This is a genomic window from Stenotrophomonas sp. a6 (genome assembly GCF_030913325.1).
Taxonomy (GTDB): domain Bacteria; phylum Pseudomonadota; class Gammaproteobacteria; order Xanthomonadales; family Xanthomonadaceae; genus Stenotrophomonas; species Stenotrophomonas maltophilia.
In genome coordinates this window covers 4,062,839-4,088,087 of the sequence record NZ_CP133161.1, presented here as the reverse complement: position 1 = coordinate 4,088,087, position 25,249 = coordinate 4,062,839, and the positions used below count along the sequence as shown (strand labels likewise).

Below are 25,249 nucleotides of genomic sequence, written 5' to 3'. Positions count from 1 at the left end.
TTAAGCCGCAATCAGCACACGTGTGCCTGAAACGACTTAATCCCCTCCGTCCCCTTTTTCTTCAGGCGACCTCGGCGAACGCGTCGCAATGCTCCAATGGCAACGCCTCCAGCAGGCGCTGCCGTACGCGCTGGCAATAGCCATCCGAAGTGAGCGTGGGCAGCAGCTGCATTGCCGACTGCAGTCGCTGCAGCACCTCGTCCTCCGCACGCGCTTGCTGCAGGTCGCGGAACAGCGCCGCCGCCTGTGGATGCCGCTGCATTTCCAGGATGCCCAGCACGTAGATGCGCGCTGCCACCAGTGAGCGCCGGCGTTCGACCGCGGGTGCAGCAGGTGTCGCTGCCGGCGGCGTGGGCACCGGCGCCACCGCGGCTGCGGTCGACGGTGCTGGGGTCGTGGCGCCCGTGCCGGTGCTCAGGTACCCCGCCTGTACCAGCTGGATGACCATCGCCGGTGCTTCCTGGCCGAGCAGACCGGTCAGGTCGGCGACGGTACGCTGGCCGTCGCACAGGATCAGCAGCCGGCGCTGGCGCATGTCCAGCGGCGCGCGGTGGGCCTGCAGCGCGGTTCGGGCGAGATCGGTCTTGCGCGGTTGCATGGAAGGGACGGCCAGGTCGGTGCTCGCCGAGCCTGAACGAAGGCGATGAAACCGCGATGACAATGCAGCGCCTGCACACCGGATGGGCTAGCGTGCAGCCATCCTTGTGCCAGGGAACCGCACCGATGAAGCACCTTCCGCTTGCTGGTCTGTTGCTCCTTTCGCTCACCGCCTGCAGTGCTGGCCCCGACAAGCAGGGGGCGGCCGGCAGCGGCAGCGACACCCCGGCGGAAACCGCCTCGGCGACCGGACCCGCGCAGTCGACGGATCCCGACCTGGCCACCCGTCCAGCCAATGACCGTCGCGAGGACAGTCCCGCGCGCCTGGATGGCTTCGCTGGGGCGAAGCTGGGTGCCGGCATCGCCGAGGTCCGTGCCGGCTTCGGCACGCCGCTGCAGGGTCTGGGCACCGATGCGGCCGGCAAGCCACTGCCGGCTGACGACAGCAACGACGGCTGCTACTTCCTGCGCCCGCAGGATGCCGAAGATCCGCGCCTGATGATCGAGGGCCGCAAGCTGGTGCGCTACGACGTGCGCAGCGCCGCCATCACCGCACCGGGCGGTGGCAAGGTCGGCATGACCCTGGGTGAGCTGCAGGTGCTGTATCCCGAGCGCGCGGACGTCGGCCCCGACAAGTATGACGAGAAGGCCCAGCACCTGCGCGTGCGCCCGGCGCAGGAGGGCGGGGCGGTGATCGACTTCGCACTCGGTGCCGATGGCCGGGTGGGTGCCTGGCGCGTCGGACAGACCCCGCAGGTCGATTATGCGGAAGGCTGTGGCTGATCCTTGATCCACGGCCCAGCCGCGCGTACGGGCCAGGCGTAGAATCGCGCCACGACCGCTGGGGGAGTGCTCGATGATCGCCATTGCCATTGCCTGGTTCCTGCTCGGCCTGCTGCTGCTGGCGCTGGGCGGGGACTCCATCATCAAGGCCGTGTCCGGCCTGGCCCAGCGTTTCGGCGCCAGCCCATTCACTGCCGGGCTGTTGCTGCTCGGGGTGACCACCTCGTTGCCGGAACTGGCAGTCAACGCGCGCGCCTTGGCGGTGGGCCAACCGGAGCTGGCACTGGGCAACGCAGTGGGCAGCAGCATCGTCAACCTGGGCGTGACCCTGGCCGTGGCGGCCATGGCTGCGCCCCTGCTGCTGCGCGCGCGCCTGCAGACGGTGCTGTGGTGGTCGCTGCTGGCGGCGGGTGTGCTGCTGATCCTGTTCGGGCTTGATGGCGGCCTGGCACGCTGGGAGGGCGGCATACTGCTGGCCGGCTTCATCGTGGTGCAGGTGCTGCTGCTGCGCCGTGGTCGTAGCGAGAGCGCCGAGGTGCAGGTGGCCATCGCCGAGTCCGCACTGAGCCGCACCAGCCTGCCGTTGAACGTGCTGCGCGTGCTGATTGCCGCGTTGGCGCTGTACTGGGGCGCGCGCCTGGTGGTGGGCGCCGCCGCCGACTTTGGCGTCGCCCTGGGTTGGACGCCGCTGCTGGTCGGCCTGCTGCCGGTGGCGATCGGTACCGCACTGCCGGAGGTGGCCACCGCCATCGCCGCCGCGCGTCGCGGGCATGGCGACATGGTGCTGGGCCACGTGCTGGGTTCCAGCGTGGTCAACCTGCTGCTGGTGATCGGTGCGATGGCCGTGCTGCAGCCGCTGGCGCTGCCGGCCTCGTTCGTGCGCCTGGAACTGCCGGCGCTGCTGGCGTTCGCGCTGGTGCTGTACCCGATGCTGCGTGGCGACCTGAAGATCAGCCGCGGCGAAGGTGTGATCCTGCTGGTCGCGTTTGTCGGCTGGTTCGTGCTGGAGCTGCTGCTGGTCGGCGCGGCATGAGGTAGTGCCGGCCGCTGGCCGGCAACCTCACTGCCTCTGACGGAACCCTTGCCACTGCCGGCCAGCGGCCGGCACTAACGGTTCTGCGTGGTTTCTTCTTCCCGCACCGGCTCTGGCGGCGGCAGCTGCTCCTCGGCGGCACGTTCGTTGCCTGGCAGGGTGGGGCGGGTCTCCATCAGCAGCGACAGCGCGGCCTTGGCCATCATGTGCGCGCTGATTGGTGCGGTGATGAACAGGAACACGGTGATCAGCAGCTCGCGCGGCTGCGGGTCCTGGCCGAGGAAGATGTGGTAGCAGACCGAGCACACCAGCACGCAGCCCACGCCCAGCGTGCTGGCCTTGGTCGGCGCGTGCAGGCGCTTGAAGAAGGTCGACAGCTTCACCAGGCCCAGTGCGCCGACCAGGATGAAGAAGCAGCCGAACAGCAGCAGGATCGACAGGCCGATCTGGATCGCGGTGATCATTCGACGATGTCCCGGCGCAGCACGAACTTGCTCAGCACCACGGTGCTGCCAAAGCCGAGCATGGCAATGATCAGCGCCGCCTCGAAGTAGATCGGCGAATTGAGGTACATGCCGAACAGCATCAGCTCGGCGATCGCGGTCACCGACAGGGTATCCAGCGCAAGGATGCGGTCGGGCACGGTCGGCCCGCGCAGCAGGCGCCAGGTGGCCAGCAGCATGGCCAGGCCGACCACGTGCATGCACACCACCAGGGTGGTCTGGATGACTTCAAAACCGGTCATGGGAAGATCTCCATCAACGGCGCCTCGTAACGGCGCTTGATCGTATCGATCAGGTCCTGTGGGTCCTCCAGGTGCAGCACATGCACCAGCAGGAACTTGCGGTCGTCGCTGAGCGCGGCCGAGACCGTGCCCGGGGTCAGGGTGATCATGCTGGTCAGCGCGGCGATGCCGTGGATGTTGGCGATGTCCAGCGGCAGCCAGATGAAACCCGGGTGGATGTTCTTTTCCGGGCCCAGCACCTGCAGGGCGACGCGGATGTTGGACATCAGGATGTCCCACAGGGTCACGCACACCAGCCTGGGCAGTGGCCGCAGGGTGCCGATACGGGCGAACTCGCGGTCCAGGCGCGCGGCGAACAGCGGCACCACCACGCCCAGCAGCAGCCCCAGCACGATCTGGCCGAGGGTGAAGCTGTCGGACATCAGCAGCCAGAACGCCACCACCATGATGCTGAGCATCGGCGAGGGAATCAGGCGACGGAACAGGGAGCGCTGGGCGGTCATGGCTGGCGGATCTCCGGCGTGGTCGCACGCAGTTGCTGCACGTACTCGCTGGGTTGCAGCAGCTGTGCGGCGGTGGCGTCGGTGTAGCGCATCAACGGTGCCGCGGCCACGGTCATGCCGATGCCGTAGGCCAGCAGCAGGCAGGCGGCGTAGAGTTCTACCCGGCGCAGGGGAGCCTTGCGCGGCTTCGGTGCATCGGGATCGACCGGCGGCACGCGCCAGAACAGGCGGATGCCGCCGCGGGTCAGGCCCATGATCACCAGCAGGCTGCTGACCAGCACGGCGGTCCAGACCGGGCCGGTGTACTGCTGCGCCGGCATGCCGGCCAGCAGCGCGGCCTTGGCCAGGAAGCCGGACAGCGGCGGCAGGCCGGCCACCGACACTGCCCCGATCAGGAACAGCACCGCCGGCGTTTCCTTGCCCGGCATCGGCGCCACCACCTCCTTGCGGTCGCTGGCGCCACCACGGCGGCGGCGGATCAGGTCGGCAACCAGGAACAGCGCAGCGGCCACGAAGCTGCTGTGCGGCAGGTAGTACAGGCCGGCCGAGAGCACCTGCGGCGTGCCCACCGAGAAGGCGATGAACAGCGTGGCTGCCGACACGATGACCAGGTAGGAAATCAGTACGCGCAGGCGGGTCGCGGCCAGGGCGCCGAGCCCGCCCAGCACCAGCGTCGCCACGCCGGCCCACAGCAGCCAGTCGCGGCCATAGCCGGCCATCGCGCCGGCATCGTCGCCGAACCACAGCATCTGGATGCGCAGCACCGAATACAGGCCGACCTTGGTCATGATCGCGAACAGCGCCGCCACTGCGGCCGGCGCGCGCGAATAGGCTTCCGGCAGCCACAGGTACAGCGGCATCAGCGCGGCCTTGGCGCAGAACACCAGCAGCAACAGGCCCATCGTGGCCTTCACCAGGGTCAGCTGCGTCGGCGGCACCGCGGCAATGCGCTGCGACAGCTCGGCCATGTTCAGCGAACCCAGCGTGGCGTACAGCAGGCCCAGCGCGATCAGGAACAGGGTCGAGGCGGTGACGTTGAACACCACGTAGTGCAGGCCGATGCGCATGCGCAGGCCGCGGCCACCGCTGAGCAGCAGGCCGTAGGAGGCGATCAGCATCACCTCGAAGAACACGAACAGGTTGAAGATGTCGCCGGTCAGGAACGCGCCGTTGAGGCCGACCAGCTGGAACTGGAACAGTGCATGGAAGTGCGGTGCGCGGCGGTCCCAACCCGAGCAGGCGTGCAGCAGGCAGGGAATGGCCAGCAGCAGGGTGGTCAGCAGCATCCATGCCGACAGCCGGTCGGCCACCAGCGCGATGCCCAGCCGCGACGGCCAGTCGCCCAGCAGGTAGACGTTGATGTCACCGCCCGCGGTCGACGCGAACAGCAGGCCCACCGCCAGCGCCAGCGCCGACAGCGAGGTCCACGCGACCGCGCGCTGCACCCTGGGGCCGTAGCGGCGGTGTTCGACGAACAGCGACAGCGCGGCGCCGAGCAGCGGAATCAGGATCGGCAGGATCACCAGATGGTTCATGCGCGATCCTCGCCCTGGCGCGCCGATGCGTTCTCATCCTGCAGGTCGTCGTCGGGCTCGTGGGCGTCCACATGGTCGCTGTGGTTGTCGCTGCGGCTGCGCATGGCCAGCACGATGCTCACTGCGGTCATCGCGAAGGCGATCACGATCGCGGTCAGCACCAGTGCCTGCGGCAGCGGGTCGGTGTAGTTGCCCAGGTGGCTGTCCACGCCCTCCTGCAGCACCGGCGCCTTGCCCAGCACCACGCGGCCACCGGCGAAGATCAGCAGGTTGGTGGCGTAGGACAGGAAGGTCATGCCGAGGATCACGTCGAAGCTGCGCGCACGCAGCAGCAGGTAGATGCCGATGGCGGTCAGCACGCCGATCGCGGTAGCCAGGGCCAGTTCCATCAGTGCATCTCCCCGGTGCGGGCCGAACGGCGTTGCAGGTCGATCTCACCCTTGCGGGCAGCGCGGGTACGCGACGGCTTGATCGTGCCCATCATCGACAGCATCAGCATGGCGCCGCCGAACACCACCAGATACACGCCGATGTCAAAACCGATCGCGCTGGCCAGCGGCACGTCGCCGATCAATGGCAGGTGCAGGTCGAGGTGGCCACTGGTCAGGAACGGCACGCCGAACAGCATCGAGGCGCTGCCGCTGAGCAGGGCGATCAGCAGGCCCATGCCGATGCAGCGGATGTAGTCGAAGCCGAAGCGCGATTCCACCGACGCGGTGCCCTGGATCACGTACTGGATCAGCAGCGGCACCGCCAGCACCAGGCCGGCGATGAAGCCGCCGCCCGGTGCGTTGTGGCCGCGCAGGAACAGGAAGATCGACACGGTCAGCGTCAGCGGGAACATGATCTGCGCCAGGTCGGCCGGCACCGGCAGCTTGATCGGCGGGCCGGGCATGATCTGTTCCGGTGCCATCCGCGTGCGCCGCAGCAGTGCGTGCACCACCAGCGCGGCGATGCCGAACACGGTGATCTCGCCGAAGGTATCGAAGCCGCGGAAGTCGACCAGGATCACGTTGACCACGTTCTGGCCGTAGGCCTCGGGCAACGCACGGGCGAGCAGTTCGCCGGCCATGGTGTTCGGCGGCAGGGTCATCGCCGAATAGGCCAGCGCACCCAGCCCGGCGCCGGCGATGATCGCGATCACCGCATCGCGGCGCTTGCGCCAGCGCGGACGTTCCGGCCCGGACTGCGCGGGCAGGTAGTTCATGCCCAGCAGCATCAGCACCAGGGTCACCATCTCCACGAGCAGCTGGGTCAGGGCCAGGTCGGGTGCGGACAGGAACACGAAGGTCAGCGCCACCATCAGGCCGACGCCGCCGACCAGCAGCACCGCCAGCAGGCGCTGCTTGTAGATGCGCAGGGTGGCCACGGCGCAGGCCATCATCACCAGCCACAACGCCCAGCCCAGCAGCGGCATCGGCTGCGGCGCGGTCCAGTTTGGCGACGCCGGATCTGCCACGAATGGCGCAGCGGCAACTGCGATCGCCACCAGCACCAGGCCCAGCAGCATGCGCTGCAGGCTGCCGTTGGCGATGCCGTTGGTCAGGCGCATGGCCAGTGCGGACACGGCATCCAGCTGTGCATGGAACACATTGCGGCCAGTGCTGACGTTGGTCACGGCATGCAGGTTGATCAGCTTGCGCAGGCCGAAGTACAGCGCCACGCCGCCGATCACGCCGATCGCGCTCATCGCCAGCGGCAGGTTGAAGCCGTGCCATACCGCCAGGCTGTACTCGGGCATGGCGCTGCCGAGGATCGACGCCGCAGCGGCATGCAGCACCGGTGCCACGGTCAGTGCCGGGGCGATGCCAACTGCCACGCAGATCACCACCAGCAGTTCCACCGGTACCTTCATCCAGCGCGGCGGCTCATGCGGCACGCGATCCAGGTCGTGCGGGCCGGGGCCAAAGAAGGTGTCGTGCACGAAGCGCAGGCTGTAGGCCACCCCGAATACGCCAGCCAGCAATGCGGCGATCGACACCGCCGTGCGCATGATTCCCGGGCCTCCGGCCGTGATCGCCTCGGCAAACAGCATTTCCTTGGACAGGAAGCCGTTGAGCAGCGGGATGCCGGCCATCGCCAGCGAGGCGATGATCGCCAGCGCGCTGGTGAACGGCATCAGCCTGCGCAGGCCGCCCAGCTTGCGCATGTCGCGGGTGCCGGTCTCATGGTCGATGATGCCGGCGGCCATGAACAGCGAGGCCTTGAAGGTGGCGTGGTTGAGGATGTGGAACACACCGGCCACCACCGCCATCGGCGTGGACAGGCCGAACAGCAGGGTGATCAGGCCCAGATGGGAAATGGTCGAATAAGCCAGCAGGCCTTTCAGATCGTGCTGGAAGATCGCGTTCCAGGCGCCGATCAACAGCGTGATCGCACCGATGCCGCTGACCGTGTAGAAGAACAGGTCGCTGCCGGCCAGCGCTGGATGCAGGCGCGCCAGCAGGAACACACCGGCCTTCACCATGGTGGCCGAGTGCAGGTAGGCAGAGACCGGAGTGGGCGCGGCCATCGCGTGCGGCAGCCAGAAATGGAACGGGAACTGCGCGCTCTTGGTGAAGATGCCCGCCAGCACCAGGAACAGCGCGTACGGGTACAGCGCGCTGGCGCGGATCTGCTCGCCGGCGGCCAGCACCACGTCCAGGTCGAAGCTGCCGACGATGCGCCCGATCAGCAGTACGCCACCGAGCAGCGCAAGGCCGCCGCCGCCGGTGATCACCAGCGCCATCCGCGCGCCCTCGCGCGCGTCCTGGCGATGTGACCAGAAACCGATCAGCAGGAACGAGCTGATGCTGGTCATTTCCCAGAAGATCATCAGCAACAGCAGGTTGCCCGACAGCACCATGCCCAGCATGGCGCCCATGAACAGCAGCAGGTAGCAGTAGAAGCGGTGCGCGTTGTCCTGCTGGCTCAGGTAGTAGCGCGCGTACAGCACCACCAGCGCGCCGATGCCCAGCACCAGCCCGGCGAACATCCACGCCAGCCCGTCCAGGCGCAGGGTGAAGTCCAGGCCGATCTGCGGCAGCCAAGGGACCATCGTCCGCACCACCTGGCCGTCGAGTACGGACGGGGTCAGCCAGCCGAGGATGGCCAGTCCGCCCAACGGCGCCAGCGCCGCCAGCCAGGCAGCAGTCGAGCGCGAACTACGGGGGAAGGCCGCAACAGCCGCTGCCATCAGGAACGGCAGGGCCAGCAGCAGGGGCAGGCTGGGGAGCATGCAGGGAATCCATGATTCACGAGCAGGTCAGGGAGGATAACAGGCTGCGAAATGTCGCTGAAACCCATCGAACAGCGATCAATTGCATGTAACGTCCGCTGATTCATATTTTCTGCGACGCAACATCGCGTTGCTGCAGTCCCTCCCCGGTTGCCCTCGGGGGACGCCCTACGCCCACGCAGGGAGACCGCAGGCCCTGTCGCACAGGGGCTGCCGTCGACGGGCGGGAAGTGGGGAGCGGATCACCGGCGCAGGCTGGCAGGGCCGTCGTGGAGTGCGGGTGATGGAATCTGCCCGTTCAGGAAACGAGGGGCGCCGTCGACCCTGGGCAGGTCAGTAGCGCCAGTCGAGCTTGCGGTAGAACTTGGCCATCACCCAGGCCGGGCCGATCAGCAGGTAGGTCAGGTCGGTCAGGAAGCTGGGCTTGCGGCCCTCGAACTTGTGGCCGATGAACTGCGCGATCCAGGCCACCACGAACACGCCCACCGCCAGCCAGAACAGGTTGTGCAGGCCGATTTCGGCCTCCAGCAGGCGGCACAGGCAGCCGAACACGAAGAACTGGATGAGCATGCCGATGCCCAGCGGGCGCGACAGTTTGTTGTAGAAGCACCAGGCGCTGAACATCGCGAACGCCGACCAGATGCCGTACTGGAACCAGGTGATCAGCGGCGGCAGGCACCAGAGCAGGGCCACCACCGACCACAGGATCGCCGGGACCGCCACCACGTGGATGCGCTGGTTGATCACATTGCGGTGGTCGTCGGAGTAGCTGGCGAAATAGCGGTCGATCGGCCGCGCAAGCTCGGTGGATGTCTGCATGCTGCGTTGCTTCCTCGGACAACGGTAGTGCCGGCCGCTGGCCGGCACTCCAGAGCATAGCCGAGTTCATGAGGTTGCCGGCCAGCGGCCGGCACTACCAGAGCCAGGCCATGCCTGGCTGCAGGTGTTCGCGAGGTTGCCGGCCAGCGGCCGGCACTACCGAACGCGCCCCCCGCCTTTCCGGCCGGGGGCGCAGGCGCATCAGTCGACGCTGATCCCGGCCAGGCGCTGCAGTGCCTCGGCATACTTGGCGCGGGTGCGCTCGATGATCTCGGCCGGGATGGTCGGGCCCGGGGCGGTCTTGCCCCAGTCCAGCGTCTCCAGGTAATCACGCACGAACTGCTTGTCGTAGCTCGGCGGGCTGGTGCCCACTTCGTACTCGTCGGCCGGCCAGTAGCGCGAGGAATCCGGCGTCAGCATCTCGTCCATGATGTACAGGCGGCCATCGGCGTCGGTACCGAACTCGAACTTGGTATCGGCCAGGATGATGCCGCGCTCGCGGGCGTAATCGGCGGCGAACTTGTAGATGCGCAGGGTGGCGTCGCGCACGCGCTCGGCCAGTTCCGCACCGACCTGCTTCACCATTGCATCGAAATCGATGTTCTCGTCATGGTCGCCGACAGCGGCCTTGGTCGAGGGGGTGAAGATCGGCTCGGGCAGCTGCTCGGCCTGGCGCAGGCCGTCGGGCAGGTCGATGCCGCTGACCTTGCCGGTGCGCTGGTAATCCTTCCAGCCGCTGCCGATCAGGTAGCCGCGGGCGATTGCTTCCACCGGCACCGGCTTCAGCTTGCGGGTGACCACCGCGCGCCTGGCATACAGGGCCGGGTCCACCCCTTCGGGCAGCACGCTGGCCACGTCGATGCCGGTCAGGTGGTTGGGCATCAGGTGCGCGGTCTTGGCGAACCAGAAGTTGGACACCTGGCAGAGCATCTCACCCTTGCCCGGGATCGGGTCGGGCAGGACCACGTCGAACGCCGACAGGCGATCGGTGGCCACCATCAGCAGGTACTCGCCCGGCGGGGTTCCGGCTGGCAGCCGCTCGCGCGGGATATCGAACACATCACGCACCTTGCCGCGATGGCGCAAGGGCAGGCCGGGGAGATCGGATTGCAACAGCGTGGTTGGCACGGGCACTCCTGGGGCGTTGTCGATACGGCTGCTGCCCAACGGACCCGGCGGGCCCGCTGACCAGCGGGCGGCCTAGTGTAAAGCCGTCCGGGCCCGCTGTGACGTAAAATGAGCGTCCATTTCGTCGGTCGACCCCGGAGCGCCATGCGCTGGTACGGAAAACTGCTCGGATTCATCGCCGGCGCCCTGCTGTTCCGGCCCAATCCGCTGTTCGGGGCGGTGGTCGGCCTGCTGATCGGCCATGCCTTTGATTCGGACTGGTTCCGCCTGAACAAGGAGAACCCGTACCGGGAGCTGGGGCTGACCTCCGAGGCCACCGATGCCGAGGTCGAGCGCGCCTACCGCAAGCTGATCTCGCAGTACCACCCCGACAAGCTTGGCGGCGCCGCCCCCGAGCTGCAGCAGCAGGCCGAGCAGAAGTCGCGGCGCATCAACGCCGCCTACGACCGCATCAAGACCCTGCGCAAGCGCTGACCCCTTTCCCCTCGTTGCAAGGCCCGGCCATGTCCCACTGCCTCATCGCCCCCTCCATCCTGTCCGCCAACTTCGCCCGCCTCGGCGAGGAAGTCGACAACGTCCTCGCCGCTGGCGCGGACTGGGTCCACTTCGACGTGATGGACAACCACTACGTGCCGAACCTGACCATCGGCCCGATGGTCTGCCAGGCGCTGCGCAAGCACGGCGTGACCGCGCCGATCGACGTGCACCTGATGGTCGAGCCGGTGGACCGCATCATCCCGGACTTCGCCGAGGCCGGTGCCACCTACATCAGCTTCCACCCGGAGGCGAGCCGCCACGTGCACCGCACCATCCAGCTGATCCGCTCGCTGGGCTGCAAGCCGGGCATCGTGCTGAACCCGGCCACGCCGGTGGACATCCTCGACTGGGTGCTGGAGGACCTGGACCTGGTGCTGCTGATGTCGGTCAACCCGGGCTTTGGTGGCCAGGCCTTCATCCCCTCGGCGCTGGACAAGCTGAAGGTGGTGCGCAAGATGATCGATGCCAGCGGCAAGGACATCCGCCTGGAGATCGACGGCGGCGTGAAGGCCGACAACATCGGCGAGATCGCGGCTGCCGGTGCCGACACCTTTGTCGCCGGCTCGGCCATCTTCAACGCCAAGACCAGCTACCAGGACGTGATCGCGCAGATGCGCGCCAACGTCGCCGCCGCCCGCTGACAAAAAGGGGACGGAGGGGATTAATCTCGTTTAATTCCCTCCGTCCCCTTTATCTGCGCATGGCACTGTTGAACATCCGTCCGGCCACCGTGGCCGATGCTGGCCTGATCCTGCATTTCATCCACGAACTGGCCATCTACGAGAAGGCCGAGCATTCGGTACAGACCGATGAGATCGGCATCGCCGAGAGCCTGTTCGGCGCCGATGCCACGGCGCGCGCGTTGATCTGCGAAGCCGACGGCGAGGCCATCGGCTATGCGGTGTACTTCTACAACTACTCCACCTGGCTGGGCCGCAAGGGCATCTACCTGGAAGACCTCTACGTCAGCCAGGAAAAGCGCGGCGTGGGCGCCGGCAAGGCACTGCTGAAGTACATCGCACGCCAGGCCGTGGCCGAGGGCTGCGGTCGCTTCGAATGGTCGGTGCTGGACTGGAACACCCCGGCCATCGAGTTCTACACCGCTGCCGGTGCGAAGCCGCAGGGCGAGTGGACGGTGTACCGGCTGCAGGGCCAGGCGCTGCACGATTTCGCCAACGGGTGAAGCGAAGTGCATCCACGCATGGCGTGGATCTACCAACCGGGTGGGTGCGAACCTTGGTTCGCACTCCCTGCACACCCCAAAAAAAAAGCCACGCCAATCACTGGCGTGGCCTCGCTGCATGCGTGGGAGGCTGATCCTGCCTCCATCCGTCGTCCCTGCTATGGACTCCCATTCTCCGGTAGCTGAATGACATCTGCGTGACATTCACCGCAGGCAAACAGCGCATTGCTAGCCTGTGCCACCGCATCCCTGGAAGCTCTGCATGACCACCCCGCGCTGGCGCCTGATCCTCAACGGCAAATCCGCCGGCAATGATGAGTTGCGCGACGCCGTCGGCCATTGGCGCGGACAGGGCGTGCAGCTGGAAGTGCGGGTGACCTGGGAGGACGGTGACGCCGAGCGCTATGTCGCCGAGGCGATCGACCATGGCGTGGATGTGATCGTGGCCGCCGGTGGCGATGGCACGCTCAGTGCAGTGGCCGAGACACTGGCGCATCGTGAGGAGCTGGCAGATGCGCTGCCCTCGCTGGCGCTGATCCCGATGGGGACCGCCAACGATTTCGCGACTGCGGCCGGCATACCGACCGAACCGAAGGAGGCCTTCGCCTTGATCGGGCAGGCGACGCCGCACGCCATTGACCTGTTGCGCGTGGACGCCGATGGCACCCAATGGTGGTGCGCCAATCTCGCCAGCGGTGGCTTCGGCACGCAGGTGACGGTGGAGACTGATGCGGGCTTGAAGAAGATGCTGGGCGGGCTGGCCTATGTGATCACCGGCATCGCCAAGCTGGGCCGCATCGAGCCGATCACCGCACGGTTGTCCGGTCCGGACTTCGCGTGGGAAGGCGACTTCATTGCGCTCGGCATCGGCAATGGTCGCCAGGCCGGTGGCGGCCAGCAACTGTGTCCGCAGGCATTGATCGATGATGGGCTGCTGGATGTCACCGTGCTTCCGGAACTGGAGGGTGAGGTCACCGCCACGCTCGGCCAGATGCTGAAGTCGGGCACCCAGGCCGCGCTCGAACAGCTGGCCACGCGCGCGCGGCTGCCGTGGCTGGAGATCGCATCTGAGCGCCCACTGACCCTCAATCTGGATGGCGAGCCGGTACAGGCCCGCCAGTTCCGCATCGAGTGCGTGCCGGGCAGGGTGCGGATGCATCTTCCGGCTGGCTGCCCGTTGCTGGGTGGGTAGGGAGGTAGAGTCGACTGTTAGTCGACTGCTCTTCGTTCCGACGGCGTAAAACCCCGCGCTACGCGCGCAAGTCGACCAACAGTCGACTCTACCGGTCCGCGTCGTCGGTTCCCGTGGCTGGCCCCGCCCGTCCCGTGGTTCAGTTTTCCAGGGTTCCCCTGCCGTCCAAGCTGCGATACAGTCAAGGGGTGTCCAGCCTGACGACCCCGCATACCCTTTCTTCCGCACGCCGTTGGTGGCGATGGTGGCCCGTTGCCGTCGTCCGCCCCCATAACGCTGTGTCCCGGAAGGAAAGTCGTCTTGAACTCGCACGCTCAGTTTCAGCAGCAGGCCGCTGAAGGCCACACCCATATTCCCGTCGTCCGCGAAGTGCTGTCCGACCTGGACACGCCGCTTTCGGTCTATCTGAAGCTCGCCGACGGCCCCAATACCTACCTGTTTGAGTCCGTCGAAGGCGGCGAGCGCTTTGGTCGTTACTCGATCATCGGCCTGCCGGCGCGCCGCGTGTACGCCTTCCACGGCCACACGCTGACCGTGCGCGAAGACGGCCAGGTGGTGGACACCCGCGAGGTGGCCGACCCGTTCGCCGAAGTCGAGGCGCTGCGCAGCGCCCACTCGGTGCCGAAGCTGGAAGGCCTGCCGGGCTTCACAGGTGGCCTGGTCGGCTGGTTCGGCTTCGAGTGCATCGGCTACATCGAACCACGCCTGGCCCCGCCGGCCGGCCGCGATGAGCTGGGCACGCCGGACATCCTGCTGCTGGACTCCAACGAGCTGGCCGTGTTCGACAACCTCAAGGGCCGCCTGTACCTGATCGTGCACGCCGACCCCCGGGTCGAGGGCGCCTTCGAGCAGGCCCAGGCGCGCCTGGATGCGCTGACTGCCAAGCTGCGCGCGCCGGGCGCCGGCTATCCGGCACCGCTCAACAGCGATGTGCTGGACGAATCCGATTTCGTTTCCGGGTTCACCCGCGAAGGGTTCGTCGATGCGGTCCAGCGCAGCAAGGAATACATCCGCGCCGGTGACATCTTCCAGGTGGTGCTGAGCCAGCGCCTGAGCGTGCCGTTCAAGGCGCGGCCGGTGGATGTGTACCGCGCGCTGCGTGCACTGAACCCGTCGCCGTACATGTATTTCCTGGATGTCGGCGACCTGCAGGTGGTCGGCTCCTCGCCGGAAATCCTGGTGCGCCTTCAGGATGGCGAAGTCACCGTGCGCCCGATCGCCGGCACCCGCCCGCGTGGTGCCACGCCCGAGCAGGATCTGGCGCTGGAAGCCGAGCTGCTGGCCGATCCGAAGGAACGTGCCGAGCACCTGATGCTGATCGACCTCGGCCGCAACGATGCCGGTCGTGTGTCCAGGGCGGGCACCGTGGAAGTGGGCGAGCAGTTCGTGATCGAGCGCTACAGCCACGTCATGCACATCGTCAGCGAAGTGACCGGGCAGCTGCAGCCGGGCCTGAGCTATGCCGACGTGCTGCGTGCCACGTTCCCGGCAGGTACCGTCAGCGGCGCGCCGAAGATCCGCGCGCTGGAAGTGATCCGCGAGCTGGAACCGATCAAGCGCAATGTCTACGCAGGCAGCATCGGCTACATCGGCTGGCACGGTGATGCCGATACCGCGATCGCGATCCGCACCGCGGTGATCAAGGACGGCCGCCTGTACGTGCAGGCCGGCGCCGGCATCGTCTACGACTCGGACCCGGACAAGGAATGGGACGAGACGATGAACAAGGGCCGCGCGTTGTTCCGCGCCGTCGCCCAGGCCGCCAAGGGCCTGTAAGCCTGCCTTGCCACGGCCGCTGTGCCGTGGTCGTTCCGCTGTTCCCGTTCAAGACAAGGAGTACCGCATGAAGCTGCTGAGCGCATTGCTGTGGTCGTCACTGCTGGCCACGATGGCCCCGTCTGCGTGGGCGCAGGCCAATACCATTCCGTCGCAGCCGCACCTGCTGGTGAAGGGCGAGGCGCGTCGCGTGGTGATGCCGGACCGGTTCGGCCTGCAGTTGAACATTGAAGAGACCGACATGGACGCCGACGCCGCGCGCCGCCGCGTGCAGGACAACGTTGCCCGCGTGCTGGCACTGTTCAAGCAGCACAAGGCGGTGGAAGGCAGCGTGCGCGCGGACAACCTGCGGATCGGTCCTGCCACGCGCTATGAGCAGAATCGGCAGGTTTTCATCGGCACCCGCGTGTCACGCCAACTGCGCGCCAGCTTCGCCAGCGTCCAGCAGATGCAGGACGTGCTGGGGGCGCTGAAGGCCAACGAGAACCTGCAGGTCAGCAGCGTGGCGCCGATGTACTCGGGCGAAGTGGCGCTGCGCCGCGAACTCAAGGGCGAGGCGGCGGCCCAGACCCGCGAGTCCGCGCAGGGCTTGGCCAAGGCCTATGGAACGAAGGTGCGTGGCCTGTACAGCATCTCCGATGTGGCGCCGAACTTTGCCTATGGCGTGCAGGCGGGCAATTGGCCCAGCAGTGGGGATCTGGTGACGCCGCCCTCGCCGCCCGCGCCCGAGGCACCGATGAACAGCATCGAGACCACCGGCTCGCGCCTGCGCGAGTCGGTGGAAGCCGGCCCCATCACCTACACCGAAAACGTGTACGCCATTTTCCTGATAAGCGACGGAACCTGACCATGTTGTGGATGATCGACAACTACGACAGCTTCACCTACAACCTCGTGCAGTACCTGCAGACACTGGGCGCCGAGGTGAAGGTGGTGCGCAACGATGCGATGAGCGTGGACGAGATCGCCGCGCAGAAGCCGGAGCGCATCGTCATCTCGCCCGGCCCGTGCACGCCCAACGAAGCGGGCGTGTCGCTGGAACTGATCGAGCGCCTGGGCCCGACCACGCCGATCCTCGGCGTGTGCCTGGGCCACCAGGGCATCGGCCACGTCTACGGCGGCACGGTCATCCGTGCCGGCAACATCATGCACGGCAAGACCTCGCCGATCCGCCATGAAGGCAAGGGCGTGTTCGCTGGCCTGCCGGACCGCTACCAGGCCACCCGCTACCACTCGCTGGTGGTGGACAAGAACAGTCTGCCGGACTGCCTGGAAGTGACTGCCTGGACCGAGAACGACGACGGCTCGATCGAAGAGATCATGGGCCTGCGCCACCGCCAGTTCCCGGTGGAAGGCGTGCAGTTCCACCCCGAGTCCATCCTCACCGAACACGGCCACGCCCTGCTGCGCAATTTCCTGCAGCGCCCGGCGGCCTGATCCAAGGAGCATTCCCATGAGCTTCTCCCCCCAGGAAGCCCTGCATCGCACCATCGAACACCGCGAAATCTTCTTCGACGAAATGGTCGACCTGATGCGGCAGATCATGCGCGGCGATGTCTCGCCGATGATGACCGCCGCCATCCTCACCGGGCTGCGCGTGAAGAAGGAGACCGTGGACGAAATCGCCGCGGCGGCCACCGTGATGCGTGAATTCGCCCGGCCAGTGCCGGTGGCCGATACCTCCAACCTGGTTGACATCGTTGGCACCGGTGGCGATGGCTCGCACACCTTCAACATCTCCACCTGCGCGATGTTCGTCGCTGCTGCTGCAGGCGCGCGCGTGGCCAAGCATGGCAACCGCAGCGTGTCGTCCAAGTCAGGCAGTGCCGATGCGCTGGAAGCGCTGGGCGCGGTGATCGAGCTGCAGCCTGACCAGGTGGCCGCGGCCATCGACCGGACCGGCATCGGCTTCATGTTCGCGCCGATCCATCACCCGTCGATGAAGGTCGTTGCGCCGGTACGCCGCGAGATGGGCGTGCGCACCATCTTCAACATCCTCGGCCCGCTGACCAACCCGGCCAGTGCACCGTCGGTACTGATGGGCGTGTTCCATCCCGATCTGGTCGGCATCCAGGCGCGCGTGCTGCGCGAACTGGGTACCGAGCGCGCGATGGTGGTCTGGGGCCGTGACAACATGGACGAGATCTCGCTGGGCGCCGGCACCCTGGTCGGCGAACTGCGCGACGGCAAGGTGCGCGAGTACGAGATCCACCCGGAAGACTTCGGCATCGCCATGTCGGCCAGCCGCAACCTGCGCGTGGACGGCCCGGAACAGTCCATCCAGATGCTGCGCGCCGTGCTCGACAACGAGCCGGGCCCGGCGCTGGACATCGTCGCGCTGAATGCCGGTGCCGCCCTGTACGTGGCTGGTGTGGCCAGCGACATCGGAGACGGCCTGGCCCGCGCCCGTGCCGCCATCGCCAATGGCAGCGCCCGCCAGCGCCTGCAGCAGTATGTGGAGACCACCCGCGCGCTGGTTGCCTGAGCGCGCGGTTCAGCCTCACCCTCTCGATGGCCGATAATGGCCGTCCTCACCGCCCCCCGCACCGACCCGAAGACGATGAGCGACATCCTGCAGACGATCCTGGCCCGCAAGGCCGAAGAAGTGGCCCAGCGCCGCGCCCAGCGCCCGCTCGAGGAGCTGCAGGCCGCCGTGGCCAGCGCCCCGCCGGTACGTGGCTTCGTGCGCGCGCTGCAGGCGGCGGTGGCCAATGGCGACCCGGCGGTGATTGCCGAGGTGAAGAAGGCCAGCCCCTCCAAGGGCGTGATCCGCCCGGATTTCCGCCCGGCCGACATCGCCGTCAGCTACGAGTTCGGCGGTGCCAGCTGCCTGTCGGTGCTGACCGACGTGGACTTCTTCCAGGGCGCCGACGCCTATCTGCAGCAGGCCCGCGAAGCCTGCACGCTGCCGGTGCTGCGCAAGGATTTCGTCATCGACGCCTACCAGGTGTACGAGGCGCGCGTGCTGGGCGCCGACTGCATCCTGCTGATCGTCGCCGCGCTGGACGATACCCAGCTGGCCACGTTGTCCGAGCTGGCGCTGTCGCTGGGCATGGACGTGCTGGTGGAAGTGCATGACATCGACGAACTGGAGCGCGCGCTGCAGGTGCCGGCGCCGATGATCGGCATCAACAACCGCAACCTGCGCACCTTCGAGGTGTCGCTGCAGACCACGCTGGACATGCAGCAGGCGGTGCCGCGTGACCGCCTGCTGGTCACCGAGAGTGGCATCCTCGGCCTGCAGGACGTCGCGCTGATGCGCGATGCCGGCATCCATGCATTCCTGGTCGGCGAGGCCTTCATGCGCGTGGAAGAGCCGGGCGAGGGCCTGCGTCAGCTATTCTTCGCGGCATGACAACGCACTATCCGACGCCGCGCGACGATGCGCCGCTGGTGGTCTTCGATTTCGACCACACCCTCTACGACGGCGATTCGGGCACCCATCTGTTCGCCTCGCTGATCAAGCGCAACCCGCTGCGCATGCTGGCCGCGCTGCTGGTCACGCCGATCGCCGGGCCGTTGGTGGCGATGCTGCCGACCCGCCGAACGGGTATTTCGGTCTACGTGTGGATTGGCAGCTTCGGCCTGCACCGTGCGCGCGATTTCAACAAGGTGATCGATTCCTACGTGCTGCGCAACGAGGCGCAGATGCGCGCCAAGCTGCTGCCGCAGGCGCTGGAGGTGTTCGCCGCGCACCGCGCCAAGGGCGACCGTGTAGTGGTCGCCACCGGCGCGCCGCCGGAACTGGCCCGCGCCATCCTGGCGTTCGTTGCCCACCAGGACGTGCCGGTGATCGGCACCGAGGTCGGCCCGCGACTGGGCGGCGTCGGCCCGACCCGCCACTGCCACAACGAAGAAAAGATGCGCATGCTGCGCGAGCGCGGCTACGGCAATATCGACATCGCCTACTCCGACAGCACCGCCGACCTGCCGTTGCTGCTGGCCGCCAAGGCGCCGGTGGTGGTGAACCCGAAGCGATCCAGGGTGGACTTCTTCCGCCGCGTGCTGCCGGCCGGCACCCGCATCCTCAACTGGGGCTGCGTGGACCGCGGCGGCGACAAGGCGTAGCCCGGGGCCGGATCCCGTCCGGGGCCTGACCCCATCGCACGATGACGGATCTGCCGGCCAGCGGCCGGCACTACCCTCCTCCGTCCCGGTAGTGCCGGCCGCTGGCCGGCAAACGCTCAGCGCCCCAGCTGCCCGTACACCGCATGGCCGATCTGGAACAGGCTGATCCCCAGCACCAGCACGCCAACGGCCACCAGCACCCAGCGCTCCTTCACCCGCTTGACCAGGATCGCCGCCACCGGCGCGGCCATCATGCCGCCGATCAGCAGGCCGGCGACGATCTGCAGGTGCTGCACGCCCATCGACAACAGGAAGGTCGCTGACACGGTCAACGTGACCACGAACTCGGCCGCGTTGACCGTACCGATGGTGGTGCGCGCCTGGCCGCCACGGGCGAGCAGGGTGGACGTGGCGATCGGTCCCCAGCCGCCACCGCCGCTGGCGTCCAGCAGGCCCGCGAAGAAGCCCAGCACCGGTACCCGGCGGATCTCGCCCTTGGGCATCCAGCGCCCCGCGGCGCGCGCCAGGATGATGATCGCCAGCACCAGCAGGTACAGGTAGATGAGGGGGCGGATGATGTCGCCGGGGATCTGGGTGAGCACGTACGCGCCCAGGGCGCCGCCCACCGCACCGGGCAGGGCCAGCCGCAGGAACAGGCGTTTATCGACATTCCCGGCGGCGAGGTGCGACACGCCCGAGGCACCGGTGGTGAACACTTCAGCGGTGTGGATGCTGGCGCTGACCTGCGCCGGTGGCAGGCCCATGCTCAGCATCACCGACGAGGACACCAGGCCGAAGGCCATGCCCAGTGCGCCGTCAACCAGCTGCGCGCCAAGGCCGATGAGGATGAACCACCAGAATTCGCTGCTCAGTTCCATGCACCGAGCCTAGCGCGCGAAGGAGTGCGGACCAAGGTCCGCACCCACCGGGTGCTCAACGGTCAACGGGTGCCGTACAGCACCACGGTCTTGCCGCGGGCATGCAGCAGGCCGTCGGTCTGCAGCTTCTTCAGCACGCGGCCGGCCATTTCGCGCGAGCAGCCGACCAGGCGCGCCAGTTCCTGGCGTGACACGCGCAGCTGGCTGCCCTGCGGATGGCTCATCGCTTCTGGTTCCTGCGCCAGATCGTGCAGTGTGCGCACGATCCGATCGGTAACATCCAGGAATGCCAGGCGACTGGCCTTGCGGCTGGTATCGAGCAGGCGCTTGGAGATCTGCTGGCCCAGCGCATACAGCAGGCGCGGGGCGTCGGCCGACAGCGGGCCGAGGAACAGCTGGTGCAGGCGCTCGTAGCTGATTTCGGCCAGTTCGCAGGCGGTACGGGTCCGCAGGATCACCTCGCGGCGGTCCGATTCGACGAACAGGCCCATTTCGCCAACGAACTCGCCGGCACCGAAGTAGCCCAGCACAAGCTCTCGATCGTCATCTTCCTCGGCCATGATTGAAACCGAGCCGCTGACAACGTAATACAGGGTTCCCGCCGGGTCACCGGGTCGGAAGACGTCGGTACGGGTGGGATATCGCCGCCGGTGGCTGTGCGCCAGGAAACGATCGATGGTGGCGATATCCAAGGCCAGTGGACTGCTAGCTAGGCGCACGGTTGACACGATAGGGGCGCTCCCTCTGCGCATGAACGGATTCACGGGGTCGATAGCGGAGCTTAACCAGCGCAATTGTTAAGGGCAAACAGTGTGCCAGAACTCTTGCGTCTTCACGTTCCCCCCGGGGGCAGTTTGCCCCATAATTCCCCCTTTCCCTTCTTACACAGGAATCGACCGCCGTGGTCAAGCCGTTGCCTCGCCTGAGGCTGCAGGGTTTCAACAACCTCACCAAGGCGCTGAGCTTCAACATCTATGACGTGTGTTACGCGCGCACCGAAGAGGAGCGTCAGCGTTACATTGAATACATCGATGAAGAGTACAACGCCGACAGGCTGACTCAAATCTTGACCGATGTCGCCGAGATCATCGGCGCCAACATCCTGAACGTGGCCCGCCAGGACTACGACCCGCAGGGTGCCTCGGTGACCATCCTGATCTCCGAAGAGCCGGTGATCGACAAGAAGCTGGCCGGCAAGGAGCTGATCTCCGACGCCGTGGTCGCGCACATGGACAAGAGCCACATCACTGTCCACACCTACCCGGAAACCCATCCGCAGGAAGGTATCGCGACGTTCCGCGCGGACATCGACGTGGCCACCTGTGGCGTCATTTCCCCGCTGAAGGCCCTGAACTACCTGATCGAGAGCCTTGAGTCGGACATCGTGATCATGGACTACCGCGTCCGTGGCTTCACCCGCGATGTGAAGGGCAAGAAGCACTTCATCGACCACAAGATCAACTCGATCCAGAACTTCCTGGCCAAGAACATCAAGTCGCGTTACGAGATGTTCGACGTCAACGTCTACCAGGAAAACATCTTCCACACGAAGATGCACCTGAAGGACTTCGACCTGGACCAGTACCTGTTCGAGGAAAAGGCCAAGAACCTGTCGTTCAAGGAACGCATGAAGATCGAAGCGCTGCTCAAGCGCGAGATCGAAGAGCTGTTCCACGGCCGCAACCTGTCCGAGTAAGCACCATGTGCGATGCCCGCAGGCATCGCCACCCAGGCGGGACGACCCGCCCCGTGGAACCAGTGCCCCCGCACGCGTTACAGTTCCACGGTGATGTACCGACCCACGGCCCGGTGTGAAAACACCGGGCCGTTTCGTTTTTTTCAAAAAAGGTAAGGAGCCCCCACCCATGCCCTGGATCTACCTGCTGCTGGCCGGCCTGTTCGAGATCGGTTTCGCCCTCGGAATGAAGTACTCCGAAGGCTTCAGCAAACCCCTGCCCACCGCTGCCACGGTGGTATCCGCGCTGATCAGCCTGTACCTGATGAGCCAGGCGATGAAGAGCATCCCGGTCGGCACGGCCTACGCGATCTGGACCGGTATCGGTGCCATGGGCGTGGCGGTGCTGGGCATCTACCTGTTCAACGACAGCGCATCGCCGGCCCGCCTGGCCTGCGTGGGCCTGATCGTGGCTGGTGTGATCGGCCTGAAGCTGGTCTCGCCGAACTGATTGATGGCCCGACCAACGGTCGGGCCCCACCGTCGGCCCCCCCCCGCACCTCCTGGTAGGCCCGCACCGTTGGTGCGGGCGACCCTTCAAATGCGGTAGGCGATGGTCTTCATCACCCTGGAGGCCAGTGCCATCACGCCCGGGATCGGGAACGGCAGGCGGCGAGCGCCGGCCTGCTCGGCGTGGTCCGCATGGCGGGCCTCGTCTTCCTTCATCACCGCGATGACCGCGCGGCTGCGCAGGTCGCCGGCCGGCAGGTCGACCAGGTGCTCGTCCAGGTGGGCCTCCACCTGGCGCTCGGTCTCGACCACGAAGCCCAGGTTCCAGCCGTCGCCGCGCAGCCCGGCCAGGGTGCCGATGGTGTAGCTGCCGGCGTACCAAAGCGGGTTGAACAGGCTCGGACGGCTGTCCAGTTCGGCCAGCCGGGTGGCGCACCAGGCCAGGTGGTCGGTTTCTTCCTGCGCCGCTTCCAGCAGGTGTTCCCGCGTGGCCGGGTCGCGCGCCACGGCGGCCTGGCCGAAGTACAGGCCCTGCGCGCAGACCTCGCCGACGTGGTTGATCCGCATCAGGCCTGCGGCATGACGCCGCTCGGCGCTGTCCATGCCGGGCTCGCCGGTGTCCGTGGCGGGGTAGGGGCGGGCCGCCGGCGGATTGCCGAACACTGTGTCCAGGGCGCGCTGCGCCTCGGTCAGCAGGTGGTCCAGCGGAGTGGTCTGGCGGAGCACGGTCATGGCAGTACGCGGTGGAGCGGAAGACCCCCCGATTCTCGCCCGGCCCCGCGCCCCTGCCAACCCGGCCCAGGGGACGGGTTGCGCTCCCGCGGCAGGATGAGTACAATCCCGCCTCTTACGCTTCACCTTTTCACAACGCGTGGCAGAGTTCCGGCGAGCCTTTCGCCGCAATGAGCCCGACCTAACCTAGAGTTCTTCATGAGCACTTTCACTGCCAAGAACGAGACCGTCCAGCGCGACTGGTACCTCGTCGACGCCGAGGGCAAGACCCTGGGCCGTCTCGCCACCGAGCTGGCCCGCCGTCTGCGTGGCAAGCACAAGCCGGTCTACACCCCGCACGTTGATACCGGCGACTACCTGGTCGTCATCAATGCAGAAAAGATTGCCGTCACCGGCAAGAAGCTGCAGGACAAGATGTATCACCGTTTCACCGGTTACATCGGCAACCTGAAGACCGAATCCCTGGCACAGGCGCTGGAGCGCCACCCGGAGCGCGTGATCGAGATCGCCGTGAAGGGCATGCTGCCGAAGGGCCCGCTGGGTCGCCAGATGTACCGCAAGCTCAAGGTCTACGCTGGCACTGAGCATCCGCACGCCGCACAGCAGCCGCAGGTTCTGGATATCTAATCATGGCTATCACTCAAAACTACGGCACTGGCCGCCGCAAGTCCTCCACCGCTCGCGTGTTCCTGCGCAAGGGTTCGGGCAACATCACCGTCAATGGCCGTCCGCTGGACGAGTTCTTCGGTCGTGAGACCGCGCGCATGATCGTGCGCCAGCCGCTCGAGCTGACCAAGAACACCGAAAGCTTCGACATCCTGGTCACCGCCGCTGGCGGCGGCACCACCGGCCAGGCCGGTGCGATCCGTCTGGGCATCGCCCGTGCTCTGGTCGAGTACGACGAAACCCTGAAGTCCGAGCTGCGCAAGGCTGGCTTCATGACCCGTGACGCCCGTGAAGTCGAGCGTAAGAAGGTCGGTCTGCACAAGGCCCGTCGCGCCACCCAGTTCTCCAAGCGCTGATTTACCGCGCCTGGTTGGGCTCCTTCGGGAGCCCGCTGGATGGAAAAGCAAAAGCCCGGCTTCGGCCGGGCTTTTGTCGTTCCGGGGTCATGGATTTCCTGGTTGCCGGCCAGCGGCCGGCACTACCCGTGGTCTCGCGTGCCGGGAGGGTGGGGTCAGGGCCTTTCCCTGCGGAAAAGGATCCGACCCTGGGGTTCTTTCTGGAGAAGAGCCCCCTTGTTGTTCAAGGGGGTGTGCCGACAGGCGCGGGGACAAGGTGGAATGCGCGACCAGATTAAAAGCAAAAGGCCAGATCTTTCGATCTGGCCTTTTGTTTTTAATTTGGCTGCCCCGGATGGATTCGAACCACCGAATGCCTGAGTCAGAGTCAGGTGCCTTACCGCTTGGCGACGGGGCAAAACGTGCAACTATTTTCTCACTTTTCACGCTGAAAAACAACTTGATTTTCAGTGTGGTGGCTATGGGTGGACTCGAACCACCGACCCCAGCATTATGAGTGCTGTGCTCTAACCGGCTGAGCTACATAGCCTTGGTGAGCCCGCTATTCTGCGGATGTGTACCGCCCCTGTCAACACTTTTGTGTCGTGCTTGTGGGCCGACAGAGGGCATGGGATAGTCCCGGCCAGTAGATTTTCTTAGGAGTCCGCATCGTGATCGATCCGGACGGCTATCGACCGAACGTCGGCATCGTGCTGATGCGGCAGGACGGCCAGGTGTTCTGGGCACGACGCGTGCGCCGGGACGGCTGGCAGTTCCCGCAGGGTGGCATGAACACCGACGAGACGCCTGTCGAGGCCATGTATCGTGAACTGCAGGAAGAGACCGGCCTGCTGCCCGAGCATGTGGAAGTGCTCGGGGCGACGCCCGGCTGGCTGCGCTACAAGCTGCCGGCGCGGGCCATCCGCCGTAATGAGCGGCAGGTCTGCATCGGCCAGAAGCAGGTCTGGTTCCTGCTGCGCCTGACCGGCGACGAATCCCACGTGAAGCTGGACCACACCGACTCGCCCGAGTTCGACCACTGGCGCTGGGTGGACTTCTGGTACCCGGTGGAGCATGTGGTGATGTTCAAGCGTGGCGTCTATGCGCGTGCGTTGCGACATCTGGCGCCGCTGGCCCGCGGGGTGGCCGGGCAGGGGGTTACCGCCATGCCCAAGAGCGCCGCCGAAGCCTGGATGCCTGGCCATACCGCCGGGCACGACCGCCCACGCAAGCGCCCTCGGACCCGCGGCTACTGGCCGAAGAAGGCCACGGGCGATGGCCCGGCCAGCTGACGGGCTGAACGGTATCGAGAATGGTTCAGGTCTCTGATTGACAAC

At 66.6% G+C, this 25,249-nt stretch carries 29 protein-coding genes and 2 tRNA genes; 17 read left to right on the top strand and 14 right to left on the bottom strand.

Features of this window, described 5'->3' with window-relative positions:
- Window positions 1-61: 61 nt before the first annotated feature.
- On the bottom strand, window positions 62-598 hold the full coding sequence (locus Q9Q79_RS18780; protein WP_005411338.1) for a hypothetical protein: 537 nt from the start codon (window positions 596-598) through the stop codon (window positions 62-64).
- Window positions 599-723: 125 nt separating this feature from the next.
- On the opposite strand from Q9Q79_RS18780, the gene Q9Q79_RS18775 reads away from it, so the two are divergent.
- Both Q9Q79_RS18775 and Q9Q79_RS18770 read left to right on the top strand, forming a co-directional pair.
- Window positions 724-1,380 (top strand): hypothetical protein, encoded by a 657-nt coding sequence (locus Q9Q79_RS18775; protein ID WP_012481452.1) that lies wholly within the window; start codon window positions 724-726, stop codon window positions 1,378-1,380.
- 73 nt (window positions 1,381-1,453) lie between these two features.
- Window positions 1,454-2,413 (top strand): sodium:calcium antiporter, encoded by a 960-nt coding sequence (locus tag Q9Q79_RS18770; RefSeq protein WP_049460383.1) that lies wholly within the window; start codon window positions 1,454-1,456, stop codon window positions 2,411-2,413.
- Window positions 2,414-2,487: 74 nt separating this feature from the next.
- Here Q9Q79_RS18770 and Q9Q79_RS18765 read toward each other — a convergent pair whose 3' ends face one another.
- The 8 genes from Q9Q79_RS18765 to Q9Q79_RS18730 all read right to left on the bottom strand — a co-directional run bounded on the left by Q9Q79_RS18765 (window position 2,488) and on the right by Q9Q79_RS18730 (window position 10,360).
- Window positions 2,488-2,877: a Na+/H+ antiporter subunit G gene (locus Q9Q79_RS18765; protein ID WP_012481450.1), complete on the bottom strand. Its 390-nt coding sequence runs from the start codon at window positions 2,875-2,877 to the stop codon at window positions 2,488-2,490.
- Window positions 2,874-3,158, bottom strand: coding sequence for a K+/H+ antiporter subunit F (locus Q9Q79_RS18760; RefSeq protein ID WP_005411334.1), 285 nt, complete (start codon window positions 3,156-3,158; stop codon window positions 2,874-2,876). The genes Q9Q79_RS18765 and Q9Q79_RS18760 overlap by 4 nt, the downstream gene beginning before the upstream one ends.
- Window positions 3,155-3,661, bottom strand: coding sequence for a Na+/H+ antiporter subunit E (locus Q9Q79_RS18755; RefSeq protein ID WP_005411333.1), 507 nt, complete (start codon window positions 3,659-3,661; stop codon window positions 3,155-3,157). Before Q9Q79_RS18755 ends, Q9Q79_RS18760 begins: the two co-directional genes overlap by 4 nt.
- Window positions 3,658-5,196, bottom strand: coding sequence for a monovalent cation/H+ antiporter subunit D (locus Q9Q79_RS18750; protein WP_049460382.1), 1,539 nt, complete (start codon window positions 5,194-5,196; stop codon window positions 3,658-3,660). The genes Q9Q79_RS18755 and Q9Q79_RS18750 overlap by 4 nt, the downstream gene beginning before the upstream one ends.
- Window positions 5,193-5,585: a Na+/H+ antiporter subunit C gene (locus tag Q9Q79_RS18745; RefSeq protein ID WP_024957677.1), complete on the bottom strand. Its 393-nt coding sequence runs from the start codon at window positions 5,583-5,585 to the stop codon at window positions 5,193-5,195. Before Q9Q79_RS18745 ends, Q9Q79_RS18750 begins: the two co-directional genes overlap by 4 nt.
- On the bottom strand, window positions 5,585-8,413 hold the full coding sequence (locus Q9Q79_RS18740) for a monovalent cation/H+ antiporter subunit A (protein WP_005411330.1): 2,829 nt from the start codon (window positions 8,411-8,413) through the stop codon (window positions 5,585-5,587). The genes Q9Q79_RS18745 and Q9Q79_RS18740 overlap by 1 nt, the downstream gene beginning before the upstream one ends.
- 333 nt (window positions 8,414-8,746) lie before the next feature.
- Window positions 8,747-9,232 (bottom strand): Mpo1-like protein, encoded by a 486-nt coding sequence (locus Q9Q79_RS18735; protein WP_005411329.1) that lies wholly within the window; start codon window positions 9,230-9,232, stop codon window positions 8,747-8,749.
- A gap of 201 nt (window positions 9,233-9,433) precedes the next feature.
- Entirely contained in the window at window positions 9,434-10,360 is a 927-nt protein-coding gene (locus Q9Q79_RS18730; protein WP_043034284.1) for a phosphoribosylaminoimidazolesuccinocarboxamide synthase, read from the bottom strand.
- 144 nt (window positions 10,361-10,504) lie between these two features.
- Here Q9Q79_RS18730 and Q9Q79_RS18725 point away from each other — a divergent pair, with 144 nt between their 5' ends.
- From Q9Q79_RS18725 to Q9Q79_RS18680, 10 genes are all read left to right on the top strand, one after another.
- On the top strand, window positions 10,505-10,834 hold the full coding sequence (locus Q9Q79_RS18725; RefSeq protein ID WP_005411327.1) for a DnaJ domain-containing protein: 330 nt from the start codon (window positions 10,505-10,507) through the stop codon (window positions 10,832-10,834).
- Window positions 10,835-10,863: 29 nt separating this feature from the next.
- Window positions 10,864-11,538 (top strand): ribulose-phosphate 3-epimerase, encoded by a 675-nt coding sequence (gene rpe, locus Q9Q79_RS18720; RefSeq protein ID WP_005411326.1) that lies wholly within the window; start codon window positions 10,864-10,866, stop codon window positions 11,536-11,538.
- A 59-nt stretch (window positions 11,539-11,597) separates the two neighbouring features.
- Complete coding sequence (locus tag Q9Q79_RS18715; RefSeq protein WP_201864012.1) at window positions 11,598-12,080, top strand: GNAT family N-acetyltransferase; 483 nt, start codon at window positions 11,598-11,600, stop codon at window positions 12,078-12,080.
- Window positions 12,081-12,342: 262 nt separating this feature from the next.
- A complete protein-coding gene (gene yegS, locus Q9Q79_RS18710; protein WP_012481442.1) occupies window positions 12,343-13,272 on the top strand; it encodes a lipid kinase YegS in 930 nt (309 codons plus the stop codon).
- 300 nt (window positions 13,273-13,572) lie between these two features.
- A complete protein-coding gene (gene trpE, locus Q9Q79_RS18705) occupies window positions 13,573-15,048 on the top strand; it encodes an anthranilate synthase component I (protein WP_049418006.1) in 1,476 nt (491 codons plus the stop codon).
- A gap of 67 nt (window positions 15,049-15,115) precedes the next feature.
- Complete coding sequence (locus Q9Q79_RS18700; RefSeq protein ID WP_100443419.1) at window positions 15,116-15,895, top strand: SIMPL domain-containing protein; 780 nt, start codon at window positions 15,116-15,118, stop codon at window positions 15,893-15,895.
- Between the two features lie 2 nt (window positions 15,896-15,897).
- Entirely contained in the window at window positions 15,898-16,485 is a 588-nt protein-coding gene (locus Q9Q79_RS18695; protein ID WP_201864011.1) for an aminodeoxychorismate/anthranilate synthase component II, read from the top strand.
- Window positions 16,486-16,501: 16 nt separating this feature from the next.
- Complete coding sequence (gene trpD, locus Q9Q79_RS18690) at window positions 16,502-17,533, top strand: anthranilate phosphoribosyltransferase (RefSeq protein ID WP_005411320.1); 1,032 nt, start codon at window positions 16,502-16,504, stop codon at window positions 17,531-17,533.
- Between the two features lie 75 nt (window positions 17,534-17,608).
- Window positions 17,609-18,403, top strand: a complete 795-nt coding sequence (trpC, locus tag Q9Q79_RS18685; RefSeq protein WP_012481437.1) for an indole-3-glycerol phosphate synthase TrpC — start codon at window positions 17,609-17,611, stop codon at window positions 18,401-18,403.
- On the top strand, window positions 18,400-19,116 hold the full coding sequence (locus Q9Q79_RS18680) for a haloacid dehalogenase-like hydrolase (protein ID WP_012481436.1): 717 nt from the start codon (window positions 18,400-18,402) through the stop codon (window positions 19,114-19,116). Before trpC ends, Q9Q79_RS18680 begins: the two co-directional genes overlap by 4 nt.
- 116 nt (window positions 19,117-19,232) lie before the next feature.
- Here the strand turns inward: Q9Q79_RS18680 and Q9Q79_RS18675 are convergent, their stop codons facing one another.
- Window positions 19,233-19,994, bottom strand: a complete 762-nt coding sequence (locus Q9Q79_RS18675; protein ID WP_076739673.1) for a sulfite exporter TauE/SafE family protein — start codon at window positions 19,992-19,994, stop codon at window positions 19,233-19,235.
- Between the two features lie 62 nt (window positions 19,995-20,056).
- Complete coding sequence (gene crp / locus Q9Q79_RS18670) at window positions 20,057-20,746, bottom strand: cAMP-activated global transcriptional regulator CRP (protein ID WP_012481435.1); 690 nt, start codon at window positions 20,744-20,746, stop codon at window positions 20,057-20,059.
- 149 nt (window positions 20,747-20,895) lie between these two features.
- Here crp and speD point away from each other — a divergent pair, with 149 nt between their 5' ends.
- Both speD and sugE read left to right on the top strand, forming a co-directional pair.
- A complete protein-coding gene (gene speD / locus Q9Q79_RS18665; protein ID WP_005411315.1) occupies window positions 20,896-21,690 on the top strand; it encodes an adenosylmethionine decarboxylase in 795 nt (264 codons plus the stop codon).
- A gap of 169 nt (window positions 21,691-21,859) precedes the next feature.
- Window positions 21,860-22,180 carry a quaternary ammonium compound efflux SMR transporter SugE gene (sugE, locus tag Q9Q79_RS18660; RefSeq protein ID WP_005411314.1) on the top strand — a complete coding sequence of 107 codons (321 nt, stop codon included), beginning with the start codon at window positions 21,860-21,862 and terminating at the stop codon, window positions 22,178-22,180.
- An 86-nt stretch (window positions 22,181-22,266) separates the two neighbouring features.
- Here sugE and coq7 read toward each other — a convergent pair whose 3' ends face one another.
- Window positions 22,267-22,911 (bottom strand): 2-polyprenyl-3-methyl-6-methoxy-1,4-benzoquinone monooxygenase, encoded by a 645-nt coding sequence (gene coq7 / locus Q9Q79_RS18655; protein WP_005411313.1) that lies wholly within the window; start codon window positions 22,909-22,911, stop codon window positions 22,267-22,269.
- Window positions 22,912-23,109: 198 nt separating this feature from the next.
- On the opposite strand from coq7, the gene rplM reads away from it, so the two are divergent.
- Together rplM and rpsI are read left to right on the top strand one after the other, a co-directional pair.
- Entirely contained in the window at window positions 23,110-23,538 is a 429-nt protein-coding gene (gene rplM / locus Q9Q79_RS18650; protein WP_005414692.1) for a 50S ribosomal protein L13, read from the top strand.
- 2 nt (window positions 23,539-23,540) lie between these two features.
- Window positions 23,541-23,933, top strand: a complete 393-nt coding sequence (gene rpsI / locus Q9Q79_RS18645) for a 30S ribosomal protein S9 (protein ID WP_005411311.1) — start codon at window positions 23,541-23,543, stop codon at window positions 23,931-23,933.
- A 322-nt stretch (window positions 23,934-24,255) separates the two neighbouring features.
- Here rpsI and Q9Q79_RS18640 read toward each other — a convergent pair.
- Together Q9Q79_RS18640 and Q9Q79_RS18635 are read right to left on the bottom strand one after the other, a co-directional pair.
- Window positions 24,256-24,330 (bottom strand) — tRNA-Gln (locus tag Q9Q79_RS18640).
- A gap of 55 nt (window positions 24,331-24,385) precedes the next feature.
- Window positions 24,386-24,462, bottom strand: a tRNA-Met gene (locus Q9Q79_RS18635).
- A gap of 121 nt (window positions 24,463-24,583) precedes the next feature.
- Here Q9Q79_RS18635 and Q9Q79_RS18630 point away from each other — a divergent pair.
- Window positions 24,584-25,204, top strand: coding sequence for an RNA pyrophosphohydrolase (locus Q9Q79_RS18630; RefSeq protein ID WP_005411310.1), 621 nt, complete (start codon window positions 24,584-24,586; stop codon window positions 25,202-25,204).
- Window positions 25,205-25,249: the final 45 nt, after the last annotated feature.

What these genes read in the sequence shown, in the direction of transcription:
- Q9Q79_RS18780 (WP_005411338.1), bottom strand. Translation starts at nt 598, where the DNA reads ATGCAACCGCGCAAGACCGATCTCGCCCGAACCGCGCTGCAGGCCCAC.
- Q9Q79_RS18775 (WP_012481452.1), top strand. Translation starts at nt 724, where the DNA reads ATGAAGCACCTTCCGCTTGCTGGTCTGTTGCTCCTTTCGCTCACCGCC.
- Q9Q79_RS18770 (WP_049460383.1), top strand. Translation starts at nt 1,454, where the DNA reads ATGATCGCCATTGCCATTGCCTGGTTCCTGCTCGGCCTGCTGCTGCTG.
- Q9Q79_RS18765 (WP_012481450.1), bottom strand. Translation starts at nt 2,877, where the DNA reads ATGATCACCGCGATCCAGATCGGCCTGTCGATCCTGCTGCTGTTCGGC.
- Q9Q79_RS18760 (WP_005411334.1), bottom strand. Translation starts at nt 3,158, where the DNA reads ATGACCGGTTTTGAAGTCATCCAGACCACCCTGGTGGTGTGCATGCAC.
- Q9Q79_RS18755 (WP_005411333.1), bottom strand. Translation starts at nt 3,661, where the DNA reads ATGACCGCCCAGCGCTCCCTGTTCCGTCGCCTGATTCCCTCGCCGATG.
- Q9Q79_RS18750 (WP_049460382.1), bottom strand. Translation starts at nt 5,196, where the DNA reads ATGAACCATCTGGTGATCCTGCCGATCCTGATTCCGCTGCTCGGCGCC.
- Q9Q79_RS18745 (WP_024957677.1), bottom strand. Translation starts at nt 5,585, where the DNA reads ATGGAACTGGCCCTGGCTACCGCGATCGGCGTGCTGACCGCCATCGGC.
- Q9Q79_RS18740 (WP_005411330.1), bottom strand. Translation starts at nt 8,413, where the DNA reads ATGCTCCCCAGCCTGCCCCTGCTGCTGGCCCTGCCGTTCCTGATGGCA.
- Q9Q79_RS18735 (WP_005411329.1), bottom strand. Translation starts at nt 9,232, where the DNA reads ATGCAGACATCCACCGAGCTTGCGCGGCCGATCGACCGCTATTTCGCC.
- Q9Q79_RS18725 (WP_005411327.1), top strand. Translation starts at nt 10,505, where the DNA reads ATGCGCTGGTACGGAAAACTGCTCGGATTCATCGCCGGCGCCCTGCTG.
- rpe (WP_005411326.1), top strand. Translation starts at nt 10,864, where the DNA reads ATGTCCCACTGCCTCATCGCCCCCTCCATCCTGTCCGCCAACTTCGCC.
- Q9Q79_RS18715 (WP_201864012.1), top strand. Translation starts at nt 11,598, where the DNA reads ATGGCACTGTTGAACATCCGTCCGGCCACCGTGGCCGATGCTGGCCTG.
- yegS (WP_012481442.1), top strand. Translation starts at nt 12,343, where the DNA reads ATGACCACCCCGCGCTGGCGCCTGATCCTCAACGGCAAATCCGCCGGC.
- Q9Q79_RS18700 (WP_100443419.1), top strand. Translation starts at nt 15,116, where the DNA reads ATGAAGCTGCTGAGCGCATTGCTGTGGTCGTCACTGCTGGCCACGATG.
- Q9Q79_RS18695 (WP_201864011.1), top strand. Translation starts at nt 15,898, where the DNA reads ATGTTGTGGATGATCGACAACTACGACAGCTTCACCTACAACCTCGTG.
- trpD (WP_005411320.1), top strand. Translation starts at nt 16,502, where the DNA reads ATGAGCTTCTCCCCCCAGGAAGCCCTGCATCGCACCATCGAACACCGC.
- trpC (WP_012481437.1), top strand. Translation starts at nt 17,609, where the DNA reads ATGAGCGACATCCTGCAGACGATCCTGGCCCGCAAGGCCGAAGAAGTG.
- Q9Q79_RS18680 (WP_012481436.1), top strand. Translation starts at nt 18,400, where the DNA reads ATGACAACGCACTATCCGACGCCGCGCGACGATGCGCCGCTGGTGGTC.
- Q9Q79_RS18675 (WP_076739673.1), bottom strand. Translation starts at nt 19,994, where the DNA reads ATGGAACTGAGCAGCGAATTCTGGTGGTTCATCCTCATCGGCCTTGGC.
- crp (WP_012481435.1), bottom strand. Translation starts at nt 20,746, where the DNA reads ATGCGCAGAGGGAGCGCCCCTATCGTGTCAACCGTGCGCCTAGCTAGC.
- sugE (WP_005411314.1), top strand. Translation starts at nt 21,860, where the DNA reads ATGCCCTGGATCTACCTGCTGCTGGCCGGCCTGTTCGAGATCGGTTTC.
- coq7 (WP_005411313.1), bottom strand. Translation starts at nt 22,911, where the DNA reads ATGACCGTGCTCCGCCAGACCACTCCGCTGGACCACCTGCTGACCGAG.
- rplM (WP_005414692.1), top strand. Translation starts at nt 23,110, where the DNA reads ATGAGCACTTTCACTGCCAAGAACGAGACCGTCCAGCGCGACTGGTAC.
- rpsI (WP_005411311.1), top strand. Translation starts at nt 23,541, where the DNA reads ATGGCTATCACTCAAAACTACGGCACTGGCCGCCGCAAGTCCTCCACC.